Consider the following 15,035-nt stretch of genomic DNA (forward strand, 5'->3'; position numbering starts at 1 on the left):
GCAGTACATCTTCTACAAGCTCTTCAATATTATCGTAAATCTTTCGTTTAGCACCATTATTACCTCTTTCTTTTGGGGAAGGAGCTGGTTTTTTATCGTCTGCAACGGGAGCTGTATATTTACGTTTTTCGGTCTTTTTAGGAAGGTTGATATTCGCAAATCGCTTCAACTTTTGGGCATCTTTATCCTTCTCTAAAAGTACTGCCTTTAAAGCAGCTAACTCTTTAGCTTGTTCTTCTATGGTTTTAGTCAAAGATGCCAGTACAGCTGTTAATTCTGAAATCTGCCCCAGCTAAAGCAATAAATAATTCTGATAATTGTAATTTTTACAATGTACTCTTTCGCCTGTCGGCATCCTCTTTCGTGGGAAAGCGAATATTTGTGTATAATTTGCTAATTGACTTCGATAATGTGGTTTTTGATGGCATATTTTACCAATTCGGCAGTAGTGTTTAAACCTAATTTACTCATAATATTGTTTTTATGGCAATCAATAGTGCGAACGCTGATGCTGAGTTGGTCTGCTACTTCTTTATTCATGAATCCATCTGCCACCAAACGAAGCACTTCGGTTTCCCGTTTGGTTAATTCCCCGTGATTTTTGTCATCTTTATTGCCGCGCATAAGGCTTCTCATTACAATATTGCTGATCCCCTGATTAAAGTACTCGTTGCCTTTGTTCACTTCTTGAATGGCTTTGTTAAGTTCTTCTCCCGCAATATCTTTTGGCAGATACGCTTTTGCACCGGCATCCATGGCACTTAAAATAAATTCCTTATTGTTGTGCATGGATAGAATGATGGTTTTTATGCAAGGATGTTTTTTTGCCAGATATTGCGTTAGTTCAATGCCATTCATTCCCGGCATGCTAATGTCAGTAATGATAATTTGGGCAGCCAATTGATCCATTTGTTCAATCAAATCATTTGCGTTTCCAAATTCTCCAACAACTGTTATGTCTTCGGTGTTGTGCAGTAAGGATTTTAATCCGTCGCGAAACAGTTTGTGATCGTCAACCAAAACAACATTAATCTTATTCATATGTTTATAATTTTAAGTTTTTGCCATATAGCCTGTCCCGAACTTGTTTCGGGAGAACTTACCATGCACGGAATAATCATCTCCCTGTGTGTTAAAACACCTTTGGCATGGACGTTTCATATTGATATTTTTACTAATGGAATTTTGCATTGTACCTTTAAACCATGAGGATATTCTTCCTCAAAAAATACATTTCCGCCCAATATGGAAATGCGTTCCTTAATATTTGATAAGCCGTTGCCGTTTTTAGGAATTCCATTCAGAGGCAATCCAATACCATCATCTTTTATTTCGAAAAACAAGGAATCTGCTTTTTGCGCTAAGCAGATGTTGATATTTTTAGCTTGTGCGTGTTTAATAATATTATTAGTTGCTTCCTGTGCAATTCGGTAGAGGTAGGTTTCTGCTTTCTTACTGATTTCAGGCAAGTCATCCTGAATCTGCAAATCAGTTTGTAATAAGCTGTTTTCTTCAATTCGCTGCAACAGACTGCCAAGAGCATGATTCAATCCAAATTCCCGTAAAACGGCAGGCATTAAATCATTCGACATGCCCCTGATCTCTGTCATTAAATCGGAAAACATTTCCTTCGATTCACCCAATACGGCAGCAGCATTTTCAGGAGCTGTATTTTCCAACCGCATTTTTATAGCCAAAATTGTTTGAGCCAATCCATCGTGCAGTTCTCTGGCCAGTCTGCTTCGCTCAGCTTCCTGTCCATCTATCATCGATGAAATACTTTGGTCTTTGGCAATTTGAAGATTCTCCTGCTGTTCTTTTATTTTCTGAGTCATTTGGTTGAAAGCGGCCACCAATTCCATTATTTCGCCATCCGCTTTTATATCAGTAACCTGTTCATAAATTCCCGATGAAATTTTCTCGGTTTCGGCCCGTAATTTTCGGATAGGAGCAGTTATGGTATTGGCAATTATGGCAACAACGCCCAACAGCAGCAAACTTAGAATAATCAGAATATAAAACATAGAGTTTCCGTAATTCCGAATGGGAATCATGGCTTCGTGTTGATCTATTTCAGCAAGAATCACCCAATTTAAATCTGGCAGATTCATTTTACTGTAAGAGCTTAGCACCTGAACGCCTCGGTAATCTTTAAAAATATCAGAACCAATACTATCCTGAAATGCCATTTTTACACCTCTGGTTGAGGATTTTAGGGCGTAAATTGAATTTTCCTGAAAGCGGCTCGTACTTCTCAGCAGATGATCTTCGCCTACCAGATAGGCTTCGCCGGATTTACCCAATCCGTTTAACGGATTTCTATCCAGCATAATGGAATTGATAATCTCTGTATTGATACCAAAAGCCAGAACCACCTTTTGCTCTTGAAAGATGATTGTTTTACAGATAAGAATTTCTGTTTTTGACTGATCTTTTGGGTTGAGCAGTTCCCGAACCGAAATTTCATTTTTAGGAAGCAGACGGGCAAACAACTGAAGATGCTCAGGCTGTAATTTTGTTTGGCTCAGATCACCGGTTTTTGGCTCGATTTGGAAGCCCGAAGAAACGGTATTCGACTGATAGATGTAAATGCTTTTATAATTTTGTTTGCCGGTAAGTAAGGAGGCAAAACCAGTTTTAAAAATACGGTGATCACTTATGAGATGGGAGAGATTCAGCTGACTTTTTTCAGGAGGGAGACTGAATGTAAGAGTACTGATTGCTTCTGTTTCATGAATGCATTGCTGGAAAAAATCTTCAACGCGTTTTTTCTTTTCAATGCGAACGGAGGTAAGCTGGTTGAAAGTACGCAGAATAAGAGCATCTTTTGCCTGAGTATAGGCAAATATACCAACAATAAGTATTGATAATAAGTTGAGTACGACAAAGTAGATCAGGAGCTTGTTAGCTAAAGATTTTCTCATACCGGTTTCCCTAAATTAGTGTGTTTGTTGCTGTCAAAGTTATTATTTCTTCTTAAATCAGGCTTTCGAAAACGATTGTTTTATTGAGAGAAGTTATTTTTTATAATGAATCCACATTAAGCCGGGGTCAATTGTTACTTGTCTGAAGTATTGCTTTTTGTTCTTTAACCGCGGAAAGTAATTGTTTTAATTGAACCTGCTGGTAAGCAGCAAGCTTCGGTCAATTTCATGAAGTAATAGAAGCGTGTTAATTTGTTGTTTTTGATCCAGCAGGAAGGTTTTGCTTTCAGGAAATCCACTCATGACACGAATAATTTTCCACTGAAGTAAGTTGTTATCCACATGGCGACGATTAGATTACTCTTTATACACAAACATTCGCTTTCCCAAGCAAGAGTTTGATTGCTTAAAATGGTAGAATTCACTACTTTAAATTTTGCATGCATTTCAAATTGAATCTTTCCCTTGAAAGGGGTACCGTAACGCAGTGAAGATCATGAATGCAATTTTATATATCTTGTTGCCCTTGGTTTTTTCAGCCAACAAGGTATGTATAAAGAGTAGCTTTAGGAGAGATAGAGTTAGGTGATATGTATTCGATTGTTAGATTTTTCGACCTTTCAAAACTTTTTTACTTTTCAAGACTATTGCGAATCTTTTTTTAATTGAAAAAAAATTCGTTACCTGTCACCCACCTGGCAGGTAAGCGTTTCTTAGAATCAAATTGGGGAAATTATGCACACATCAAACAAAAATATTTCAAAACTGATTGTCCGATATCTAAGGGGTGAATTGGATGAAAATAAGGAGAAAGAGTTGAATCTCTGGCTTGAAGAACCTAAGAACAAAAAACTCTTTTATGAAATAACCAAAAAAGAAAGAATCCTTAATAAAAGTGTTGATTACGATGCTTTTGATATGAAAAAGGCCTGGAAAAAACTTGATCGGAAAATTTCTAAAAAGCCAGATTATCGCAAATGGCTAAGCTATGCAGCAGTAATTGTATTGCCATTGGCAATAGGCTTTTTTATTTTGAATCAGGTTCCTAAGTACGATAACAAAATTGCACAGTTTTATGAGATTAAGTCAGGTGAAACCAATGCGAAATTATATTTTGCCAATGGTGATGTTGTCGATTTAAAGGAGGATACTTCAAGTATCATTCGTTCTGCTGATAATTTATTGGTGGAAAAAGATAGCGATAAAATGAAGATAAATTCTGATTTAATGGAGGCCGGAAAACGAAATGAGTTGAACCGAATTGTAACGCCGGTTGGAGGGGAATATGAAATTGAATTGCCAGATGGTACGGTGGTTAAACTGAATGCAGATTCTTATTTGGAGTTTCCATCTAAATTTTCAGGAAAAGAGAGAAGAGTAGTTGCGAAAGGGGAATTGTACTTCGATGTAGCAAAGAACAAGGATTGGCCGTTTATAGTTGAATCTGAGGGGATGGAACTTAAGGTATTGGGCACGGAATTTAATGTAAGAGCCTATGCCGACGAGAAAGAGATGATCTCCACTCTGGTTGAGGGAAGTGTTGAAGTAACCAATTCGAGGGGAGAATTAATCAGATTGACCCCGGGAAGACAGGCCGTTTTGAATAAATCGGATCAGTCGATGATTGAATGCAAAGCAAACATTGAGGCTGTTACTGCATGGAAAAATGGGAAGTTTATTTTCGATAACCGGCGTCTTGAAGATATCATGTATGATTTGGCGAGATGGTACGATGTGAAAGTTTTCTTTGCAAATGCGAAAGTGAAAAATGCAAGATTTTCGGTTGATGTGCCTCGTTATGGAGAAATAGAATCAATACTAAGTCTGCTGGAAGGAACAGGCGAAACATCTTTTACAACAAACAAAAATGTAATTACTGTGAAATAAAAAAAAGGGAGTGCTCTAACACTCCCTAAATGAAAGTTTAACCATGCGCAAGGCAAATTGCGCTTAATTTTAACCAACAACCCAAATTTATGAAAAAAAATCATTTGTGCGGGCATTACCCAAGTAATGCCTGGAAGAAAACCGTAAGGGTGATGAAATTAACAGCTGTTTTACTCTTTTTAGTGGTGTTTAGTGTTTCTGCTGAAGGATTTAGTCAGGGATCTAACATTTCCATGAGAATGGAGAATGCGAGTTTGAAGGAAGTGTTTCAGGAGTTAACAAGTCTGTCAGAATACACATTCGTGTATAGTGAAAAAATGATTTCCGGTATTGAAATAGATTTATTTCATGTGGAGGGAGTAACTTTTGAGGAAGCTTTAAAAGAAAGTTTGAGAGGAACTGATTTGGAATATTACCTTGAAGGTAAGGTGATTGTAATTCGTAAAAAAGAACCCGCTGTAATTCACAAGGAAGAGCAGGAAAAGAAAACAATAAGCGGTCAGGTAACCGACAATGATGGAATACCACTTCCAGGAGTTTCTGTTGTAATTAAAGGAACCAACATTGGGATTGCGACCAACATCGACGGAGAATATTTTCTGGAGTTGGAAAGTAAGGAGGCAGTTCTCGTTTTTTCATTTGTAGGCATGCTATCTCAGGAGCTTGCCTGCAATGGGCAACAAGTACTGAATGTTGTGCTTAAGCCAGACTCAGAGCAAATGGCAGAGGTTGTGGTAACAGGACTTCAAACAATTGAGAAAGGACGTGCAACAGGATCGTTTACAATTCTGAAAAACGAAGATATGGACAATGTTGTATCTGCAGATTTTCGGGAAAAGTTAATTGGAGCCGCTTCGGGTGTTTATATTGATAAGGATAATAATTTAATGATTCGTGGACAGGGAACTCTTTTAGGCAATAAAAAACCTCTTATTGTATTGGATGGTATCCCATTGGAAAGTTCTGAGTTAAATCTAAATCCTAATGATATAGATCAGATATCAGTGTTAAAAGATGCTGCTTCAGCTTCAATTTGGGGGGTTCGTGCGGCGAATGGAGTTGTTGTAATTACGACGAAAAGGGGAGCAAAGAATGATAAATTGGCTGTAAGTTATTCGGGCAGTTACAGTATCGAAGATAAAGTTGATATCGGTGATTATCATAGATTGAATGCTTCTGAATATGCGGAACTGGAGTTTGAGAGAAGTTTGGGGAAAGGAATCTTCAGATGGTCGGATACCGATGGCTACAATCAGGTGCAGAAAGTATGGATTGATTATGAGGAGCAGGGAAGTATTTCATTGGATGAGGCAAGGGCACGAATAGCTGAGATCGGAGCCTTCGATAATGAATCTCAGATTGAAGACTTATTCTATCAGAGAAAAACGGTGCAGCGCCACAATATCTCATTAACTACCGGAACAGATAAAGTATCTCATTATTTTTCAATTAACTATGACAAAACTGATCAGGAATTGGTGGGAAACTCTGCTGATAAAATCAATTTTATTGGAAATACAGATTTAAATCTTGCTAAAGGAATCGATCTTCAGATTGGACTGCGTGGAACTTACCAAAAAGGCAATAATAATGGTAATGGCAGTGCGTGGGAAATGTTACCCTACCAAAGAATTTTAGATGAAGAAGGGGCATATGTTGATCAGAATCATAGTATTTCCGATGGGTACAGAGAACTTTTAGCGGCTAACGGATTTCTTGATTGGAGTCAAAACAACCTCCGGAAGGTAAGAATGAATGACAAAACAAAAGAGACAACTAATGTTGCGACTAGTTTAAAATTAGATATTGAGTTAATTAAGGGTTTGAAATTCACTAGTTTTGGAAGTTATGAAACCGGAAGGACTGAAGGACGTAACTTGTACGGATCAGAGCATGACTATGTGAGAGATATGAAGAATAGTTTTACTGAAGTTTCTGATACAAAAACACCAGAAATAGTAGCTTGGCATTTACCTAAAAAAGGTGGAATTCTAGACCTTTCTTATGACCTGTTGAAATCTTTTGCCATTAGAAATACATTGCAATATTCTATAAATACAGACAATTTCAGAATAAAGTTTATGGCTGGGAATGAGCTGTATTCTTTGAAAACAAAATATAGCAGTAATCGTTTGTTTGGTTATGATGATGGAAGCATGGCTCACGAGGCAATTGATCTGGCTTCTCTTCAGGAAGGCAAATTTAAAGGTTATACCGGAAAACGAAGCTATTTAAGTTATTCTCCGGAATTGGAGGAAACTTTGGAGAAATATGCTTCCTATTTTGGTACTGCGAATCTCTCTTATCAGGACAAGTATGATCTGTTTGCAAGTGTGCGTTTAGATCAGACCAATATGTTGGTCAATTCAAGTCAATTTCGAAACAATCCTTCCTGGTCAGTAGGAGGAAAATGGCATTTGTCACAAGAGGAGTTTTTCCAAAGTGATTGGATCAATGATCTGGCAGTAAAAGTATCATATGGTTTAAGCGGAAATATAGAGAAATCTACCGGACCTGATATTGTAGGTAAAGTTGATCAATCTTACTCCTTGAGTGGTTTGAATTTTCTTTCAATTACAAATCCTGAAAATAAAGAGTTGGGTTGGGAAAAGACAAATATGCTTAATGTTGGCGTGGATTATTCAATTTTGGGAGGAAGAATGTATGGGACTTTTGAGTTCTATGAAAAAAGATCCAGAGATCTGTTAAGTACCGTTAATAATGATGCAACATCTGGTTGGGGATCAGTATTAAAAAATGCGGCATCTGTATTAAATCGAGGACTCGATGTTTCGTTAAATGCACGCTTACTCAACCGAATTTTCTTATGGGATGTGGGAGCCAATTTTTCCTACAATTACAATAAAGTTACAGACATTAACTACACACCATCAGCAGGCTCACTTTACTTTCAATCTCCATTAAAAGGAAAAGCAATTTCCTATATCGCAGCCGTTCCATATGCAGGTTTGGATGCTGCCGGTGAGCCACAAATCAAAAAGAAGGGGGATGATACAATTCTGCCTTATACTGACTTGAGTAAGCTTACTATTGACGATCATCGATTCATGGGCAGAAGTACTCCTCCTGTATTTGGAAGCCTTACCAACACCTTTCGATACAAAGATCTAAGTTTGGGAATCATGATAACCTATAAACTTGGACATAAGGTGAGAATGCCTTCGCCGGACAATTCCTTTTTTGATGATTTTAATCCTTCAGAATGGATGTCGGAGAAATATAGATGGACCAAACCTGGAGACGAATTGACCAAATGGGCGCCTAAGCTGGATGCAAGTCCCGGGTATGCTTCATTTGACAGAGGAAATGTTGTGAAGTACAGCGATTATCTTGTAGACAAAGGAGATATCATCCGATTGAAGAGCATAAGTTTAGAGTATAAGCTGAATAAATTAATGGAAAAGTTACCAGTAAAAGATGCTTCTATTCGCTTTAATGCAGAGAACCTTTGGTATTGGGCCGCCAACCGTTACAATCTGGATACTGATTATCTGGATGCATCAGGTTATGGTTCACCGTTTAGTTTGCCCGTCAGAGCTAAGTATACAGTAAGTTTGAAATTGAATCTGTAAAATTAAAATGTTCGTTATGAGAAATATATATATAATCCTTATTGTCCTGCTTTTTTTCTCCTGTCAGGATTTTGTAAATGAAACACCAAAAGGGAATTTGATTCCTAAGACAGTAGACGATATGGGAATGATTTTGGATGCTTTCGATATCTTTGAACCCAATGCAATTGCGTTTGGTCATGGAAATCAGACTTTAATGACTGATGACTGCAAGCTTCCTGAAGATGTTGCCTCTTCTGCAAATCCGGCTGTTGTAAACAGTTATACCTGGGCGGAACACTTATTTGATGTTTCGAAGAATGATGGGAATTGGGAAGGATTCTATCATGTGATTTATTTATGTAACTATATTTTGGAAAAAATAGATGATGCTCCGGAAGGATCAGGCGAGTATTCAAGAGATTTTGTTAAAGGTTCAGCTTTGTTGAACAGAGCTCATTCTTTTTTCATTTTGGTGAATCTGTATGCTGAACACTATGATGAAAATACGGCTTCAACGGCTCTTGGAGTACCTATGCCTTTGGAATCTGATATCAATATCAAATATGGAAGAGTTGCTGTGGATGAAGTCTACGATAGGGTTTTAATAGATATGAAAGAGGCGGTGAAATTGCTTTCCAATAAATCTGAATATACTTTTCAGGCTACAAAACCAGCAGCTTTGGGGCTGTTGTCCCGTTTCTATTTGTATCAGGGAGAATATAAAAAGGCCTGGCAATATGCAGATTCGGTTTTGCAAATTGTGCCGGAACTGAAAGACTACAATACGATTGAGCAGTATGAGTCCGGACAACCGGATTTTGGTCTCGACAACTGGGCTCCTTATTCTGGTTGGGAAAAGCCGGATGTTATTTTTTACAAGGGAAACAGCGATTTATCCAGTAAATATTATTTGTCAGATGAGTTAATGACCCTCATGGATCCAACATCCGATCTGAGGTATCAAAACTTTGTTACCAATTATAAATACTACTCATTTGTTGAGGATCCCAATGGTTATCGGTATTCAGATGAATCGGATCTAAATAGGGGGATTTCCCTTGGCGAAGTATACCTGACTGAAGCCGAAGCGAAATTGCGGGATAATAATGTTGAAGGAGCTCTTACTGCTTTAAATGAGTTGAGAGCAAATAGGTATGCTGCCGGTACACCTGATGTTACCGAAACAAATCCAGATGCACTTTTGCAGATAATATTGGATGAACGAAGAAGAGAAACCATCTTTAAAGGACTTCGCTGGTTCGATTTAAAGCGATTAAACAAGGATCCCAAGACAGCGAAAACAATCACACATACATTGTTTGGTGACACACATACCTTGGAGCCTGGAAGCAGGAGATATGTGCTTCCAATTCCACGTAAAGTGATCGAGTTGAATTCTTTGATTGAGCAAAACCCGCGGTAAACAGCACTCAAGAGGATGTCCGAAAAGTAAAGTTTCATTTGAAAATAATCTTTTGAGCGAAGTTTAAATATCTGTAATTCAGATGTAAATATGCTTCAACAAGCTCAGAATAACAATGAGATTGAACTTTTAGGACACCCTTTTATTTATTGAATTTAAATCATCAACCCATATGTCAAGCAGTAAAAAAACAGCTGTTTTTATACTGCAGGTTGCTGTAACTATCATTTTATCTTCTGTAAATAAATTTGTGTTAGATGAATTTCTTAAAGAAAAATCGTTCATTTTAGATGTATCCGTTCATTTATTGATATTTCTAATCTATGTTGACATTTTCAATTTTATCTATCAAAAATTTTGTCAAAAAGAAAACTGAATTGAAATGACGGATTTAATCTAACAATCAATATTTAGAATTCTATAAAGAAAATTTAATATAACCTGTAAGGAATAATCTTAACGTAAAACCTTTATTAATTAAGAACCAATGAAAAATTTATTTGTAATTATTGTTGCAATGTTATTTTGCGGTAATGTATTCTCACAAGGAATAAACTTTGAACACGGCACCTTCACGGAGGCTTTGGCAAAAGCAAAAGCGGAAAATAAACCAATGTTTATAGATGTTTTTACATCATGGTGTGGCCCATGTAAAAAGTTATCCAAAGAAGTGTTTACTCAAAAAGCAGTAGGAGATTATTTTAATAAATCATTTGTGAGTTTTAAGTTGCAGACAGATAAAAAGGAAACTGATAATAAAGAAATTGCTGATCGATATCATGTGACAGCCTATCCAACACTAATGTGGGTTGATGGCGAAGGGGAATTACTGCATTTGGCGGTAGGTTTTCATGAGGTTGATAAATTATTGACAGAAGCAAAAAAAGTCTTCGATGAGGATAAGAGAGTAGGTTCAAGTATAACAAAATGGAACAATGGCGATCACTCCTTGTCAGTAGCTATGAACTACTTTGCTTTCGATAAAAACTCTAAAGGTGAATTTGAGGAATATTTTAAAGGCCTGTCCGAAAAACAAAAGCTGGATAGCTTAACTTTTGAAATGATATCAGATGTGAGATTGGATACAGACGGTGATGTGTTTGCCTTTGTAGTTCGTCATCGAAAAGACTATCAGAAAGTAGCATATGATTTTAAGATTGGAAGAGCTATTGACCAAGAAATTGATTATGAATTGCAGTCGAACTTTGGAACAGAGAAATATAAAGAGATTGTTCTTAAATACAAGCAAATTGGATTCGATGAGTTGGGCTTATTTATGAAAAGAGCAGAATGGAAGTATTATTTAAACAAATCTGATTTTTTATCATTTGAGAAATCTGCAGTAGAGTACCTGCAGGAATTTTCAAAACCCAATAACTATTTGCGCAATGAGTTGGTTTGGGAATTGTATGGTGTTGGAAAAGAAAAGTTTTCGAAGTTCAATAATCCTGATTTAGTACTTGATTGGGCTAATGAATTTAAGAAAAAAATGATAGAACCTGATCAATTCTGCTATCCTGAGTTTTATGCTTATGTTATTGCAGGAGATATTAATCGTGCTAAAAAAATTGGAAATGATTACTTAAAATCGACAGAAGGGAAAAGTGATTACAGCTCTGTCTCAACAAGAGAATATGTTCAATACTTGTTGAGTGAAATAAAATAGTTTTTTTGAAAAACGTTGGGGCATTTTAGAATAACATAGGGTTAAAATTAGAGTGTCTCAAAACTGTACCTTTTCGATAGGTTTTTAAAAAGCAGGTTTTAAATTTGAATTATTATTTGAGCAGCCACATTTGTGTGGCTGCTCTTTTTTTTAACCTGCAGCGATATCATATGGAGTTTCATCAATGGGGAGTCTACTCTAAAATAAGCGGTTGAACGACTGAAATTTTGGATTAAGATCGGGATTCGTTTTTGGGAAAGTGCAATTTCAAGAAATGAAGCCTTGTTTTATCACTTAAGATATTTATCATTACACAAATGTGCTTACTTCTAGGTAAACCACGAGCTTGTTTTTGTGATCAGCAGATTTAAAAAAGAGAATCAGTAGTGCGCAAGAGCGGAGTGCTTATCCCGTTTTAGAATTATGCTTACCGCAACTTTTTGCAGTGCTTACCGCAAAAAGTTGCAGTAGTGATTGCAAAAAGTTGCGGTAAGCATGAAATTTAAGGTCTACAATTTATGATACTTTAAATGATCCAGCATACCCTTTAATTTTTTACCGGGAGTAAATATAATCTTCGATTTTTTAATGCAGTTGGCATTTACCTCTTCAGCGGTTTCTTTTCCCTCGCTGTTGATACTTACCCTGAAGTTTCCTACTTCGCCAAGTTTTACCGATTTACCATCGGCAAGCATAGTTGGAATAACATCAGTCAGGGCATAAAGTACGGCCCGGATATCGGCACCACTCACGGTACTTATTTTTTCTATGCCTTCAGTTAATTCCTCAATGTCAGCATTTCCACTAATCATGTTGCTTGCATAGTATTTTTTTTCACCGCCACCTACTACACCTGGTTGGCCTCTTTCAATAACTTTAAAATTTATTGCCATTTGTTTTTTGAATTTTAATCGTAACTGAATTCTTTTTGCCGGATTTGCTTCCAGCACAATTAGTTACGATTTTGTTGTATATTTCAGGGCCCACCGGCCTCCTTTTCCAGTCTCACGCTCAAATCAGTCCGGTTGATGACCAGCCGGTGGGTTGCCTTTTTGTTCCGAAATTAAACTCCTAACGGATTCCATATTTCAAAACGGTTTTAAAATTAAGTCAAATAAATAGGAATTTAATCTGTCAAATGTGCCAAGTTTTCCCGATTCAGTCAATTTTAGTTGATTTAACACGTATTTTTTTTGTTGTTAATTAGATGTGAGTACCTATAGCGGAAGAAGATAATCCTATTCTAAATGTCTTGAAAACAACTGTTTTCTTCTTTCAAAAAAAGTTCTACTTTTGCTTGCACTAACCACTATTTAAAAACCCAATATGCCCGAACCAAAAGATATACTTACTGAACTGCTGCGTACCGGAAGTCGGAAATCTTATGAGGCATTCTTCAAGAAATATTATCAGGATTTATTTTTGTGGGCCAATAGCATTCTAAAAGATTCGGAAGCTGCAGAAGACATTGTTCAGGATTTTTTTGTTGATTTTTGGGAAAAGAAACGATTTAAATCAGTTACAACAAATCTTCAGGCCTATATTTTCCGATCGGTTCGAAACTTATGTCTGAACTACATAAAGCGCGAACAAAAGCTGATTCATGATATAGATCATTTGGAAAAAGAAGAAGTTGCTCCTATGGCAAATATCGATACAATTGAAAATTCTCAGCTAATTTATTCTGCCATCAACGAATTGCCGGAAAAATGCAGAGAAGTATTTATGCTGTGTTGTGTAAACGGGTATACTTATAATGAAGCGGCGGAAGAACTTGGGGTTACCATAAATACTGTTCGTACTCATATGGTACGTGCTTTTAAATTTTTGAGAGAAAAACTCCAATCACCACACCTGTTTTATTTATTGTTTTTTCATAAATAAACCTTTCTGCACCTTATTTTATACAAGTGACTGTTAAGCACTATTTTGTCTGATTTCATTTTTAAATCAAGTTGGCATTCTGTTGAAATTTTCTGCGGACTGTTCAATCAGATATTCTTAATTCATCATTCTTAACGGATAATTATAAGTCTATTGCCTTATAAATGGGATTGTTATATCTTGTTTAAAAGCTAATACTCATCAAACGTAAAAAAAAAGTTAATTTTTTTGTCACATCATTTCAAAACAGATCTGTCTTAAGAGTGTACGCACTTAACTGATACATTGAATTATAATTACAAATGGAAGAAAAAATGATTGATATTATTTCCAGGTCTCTTGGGGGACAGCCTACTACCAGCGATGAAAAACAAGAGCTGGAAACGTGGTTGAATGAGAATGGAAATAAGCGCTTTTACGAAGGGTTGGAGATGTTCTCTGCAAATTCAAAGGAAGCGTTGCGATTACCGCAGGCAAATGTGGAACGGGCATTTGAAAAGTATCTTGGAAAGATGCAGCAATCCAGGACCGCTCTTCGGATGAGATTGATTAAGAAGGCAATGCCATATGCAGCCTCAGTTTTATTGATGCTTGGATTGTTTTCTGTAATGATGTATCTGGGCAATTCCGATTCAGGAATCGCGAAACAAGAACAATGGTTGGCTGCAATTGAGCCTGGATCGCAAAAGGCCGAGCTTATATTAGATGATGGAGAAGTATTGAATTTGGAAGAGAAGAAGGAGAAAGATGAAATTAAGGAAAAGGATGGTACGGTAATTAGTAATACCGGCTCTGCTTTGGTTTACGATGTTAGTGCAAAAACGGATAACCAAAAGATAACTTACAACAGTTTGGTGGTACCAAGAGGGGGAGAGTATCAATTACAATTGGAAGATGGAACCAAAGTTTGGGTGAATTCCGAAACACGGCTGCGTTATCCTACCCAGTTTGCCGACAATAAAAGAATGGTGTTGCTGGAAGGAGAAGCTTATTTTGAGGTGAGTAAGGATAAGAACCGTCCGTTTATAGTGAAAACACAGGGTGTTGATGTACGTGTTTTGGGAACGCATTTTAATATTTCGTCGTATGCCGACGAAGACGCCATACGTACCACACTGGTTGAAGGAAGTGTTTCGGTAATGGATAATAAAAATCCTGATGAAAACCTCTTACTCAGTCCCGGACATCAGGCCGTTTTCTCAAAGAAAAGCGGTGATCTGGAAAATAAAAAAGTAAATGTTGATTTATATACCTCATGGAAAGATGGAAAGTTTGTTTTTCAGGAATCGAGCTTGACTGATATCATGAACCGGGTATCGCGCTGGTACGATGTGAAAGTATTCTATCAGAATAAGGAGGCGGGAGATCTAAATTTTACAGGAACATTAAAGAGATATGAGAGCCTGGACCGCTTGCTTGGAATGATTGAAAAAACAAATGAGGTAAAGTTCTTATTTAAGGATAAAACAATAATTGTTCAAAGAAAATAAATGAAATAAAAAGAACCAATGAAAAAATAATCCAGAAAGATTAAACCCCAATATATAAGTAGAAAAATCGGGTTTGCGCGAACAAACCCGAAATGATAATAATTACAGTATTCATCGGTGAGTGGAATCAATAGATGAATACAAATGTGTAATGTAATCCTAACAAATTTATGAAAAAATCATTTG

At 36.7% G+C, this 15,035-nt stretch carries 11 protein-coding genes; 6 read left to right on the forward strand and 5 right to left on the reverse strand.

All coding sequences use genetic code 11. The features are described from left to right. The 4 genes from BZG01_RS16200 to BZG01_RS21600 form a co-directional block, all read right to left on the reverse strand. Positions 1–253, reverse strand: a 253-nt coding sequence (locus BZG01_RS16200) for a hypothetical protein (protein WP_218973143.1), incomplete at its 3' end; no start/stop codon positions are given. 140 nt (positions 254–393) lie between these two features. Beyond that, positions 394–1,041, reverse strand: a complete 648-nt coding sequence (locus BZG01_RS16205; protein WP_101310891.1) for a response regulator transcription factor — start codon at positions 1,039–1,041, stop codon at positions 394–396. Positions 1,042–1,157: 116 nt separating this feature from the next. Continuing rightward, positions 1,158–2,924 (reverse strand): sensor histidine kinase, encoded by a 1,767-nt coding sequence (locus tag BZG01_RS16210; protein ID WP_101310892.1) that lies wholly within the window; start codon positions 2,922–2,924, stop codon positions 1,158–1,160. A gap of 186 nt (positions 2,925–3,110) precedes the next feature. Then, the gene (locus tag BZG01_RS21600) at positions 3,111–3,266 is read right to left on the reverse strand and encodes a hypothetical protein (protein ID WP_180327351.1); all 156 of its coding nucleotides are present in this window, start codon (positions 3,264–3,266) and stop codon (positions 3,111–3,113) included. Between the two features lie 393 nt (positions 3,267–3,659). On the opposite strand from BZG01_RS21600, the gene BZG01_RS16215 reads away from it, so the two are divergent. The 4 genes from BZG01_RS16215 to BZG01_RS16235 all read left to right on the forward strand — a co-directional run bounded on the left by BZG01_RS16215 (position 3,660) and on the right by BZG01_RS16235 (position 11,475). Continuing rightward, positions 3,660–4,811, forward strand: a complete 1,152-nt coding sequence (locus BZG01_RS16215) for a FecR family protein (protein ID WP_101310893.1) — start codon at positions 3,660–3,662, stop codon at positions 4,809–4,811. Positions 4,812–4,900: 89 nt separating this feature from the next. Next, complete coding sequence (locus BZG01_RS16220; protein ID WP_101310894.1) at positions 4,901–8,404, forward strand: SusC/RagA family TonB-linked outer membrane protein; 3,504 nt, start codon at positions 4,901–4,903, stop codon at positions 8,402–8,404. 16 nt (positions 8,405–8,420) lie between these two features. After that, positions 8,421–9,809, forward strand: a complete 1,389-nt coding sequence (locus tag BZG01_RS16225) for a RagB/SusD family nutrient uptake outer membrane protein (protein ID WP_180327352.1) — start codon at positions 8,421–8,423, stop codon at positions 9,807–9,809. 487 nt (positions 9,810–10,296) lie between these two features. After that, positions 10,297–11,475 carry a thioredoxin family protein gene (locus tag BZG01_RS16235; RefSeq protein WP_101310897.1) on the forward strand — a complete coding sequence of 393 codons (1,179 nt, stop codon included), beginning with the start codon at positions 10,297–10,299 and terminating at the stop codon, positions 11,473–11,475. Positions 11,476–11,984: 509 nt separating this feature from the next. On the opposite strand, the gene BZG01_RS16240 is transcribed toward BZG01_RS16235, so the two are convergent. Further along, the gene (locus BZG01_RS16240) at positions 11,985–12,368 is read right to left on the reverse strand and encodes an HU family DNA-binding protein (protein WP_101310930.1); all 384 of its coding nucleotides are present in this window, start codon (positions 12,366–12,368) and stop codon (positions 11,985–11,987) included. Between the two features lie 433 nt (positions 12,369–12,801). Here BZG01_RS16240 and BZG01_RS16245 point away from each other — a divergent pair, with 433 nt between their 5' ends. Together BZG01_RS16245 and BZG01_RS16250 are read left to right on the forward strand one after the other, a co-directional pair. Then, the gene (locus BZG01_RS16245) at positions 12,802–13,359 is read left to right on the forward strand and encodes an RNA polymerase sigma factor (protein WP_101310898.1); all 558 of its coding nucleotides are present in this window, start codon (positions 12,802–12,804) and stop codon (positions 13,357–13,359) included. 302 nt (positions 13,360–13,661) lie between these two features. Continuing rightward, positions 13,662–14,849 (forward strand): FecR family protein, encoded by a 1,188-nt coding sequence (locus BZG01_RS16250; protein ID WP_101310899.1) that lies wholly within the window; start codon positions 13,662–13,664, stop codon positions 14,847–14,849. The last annotated feature ends 186 nt before the right edge of the window (positions 14,850–15,035 follow it).

The organism is Labilibaculum manganireducens (assembly GCF_002843385.1).
Taxonomy (GTDB): Bacteria; Bacteroidota; Bacteroidia; order Bacteroidales; family Marinifilaceae; genus Labilibaculum; species Labilibaculum manganireducens.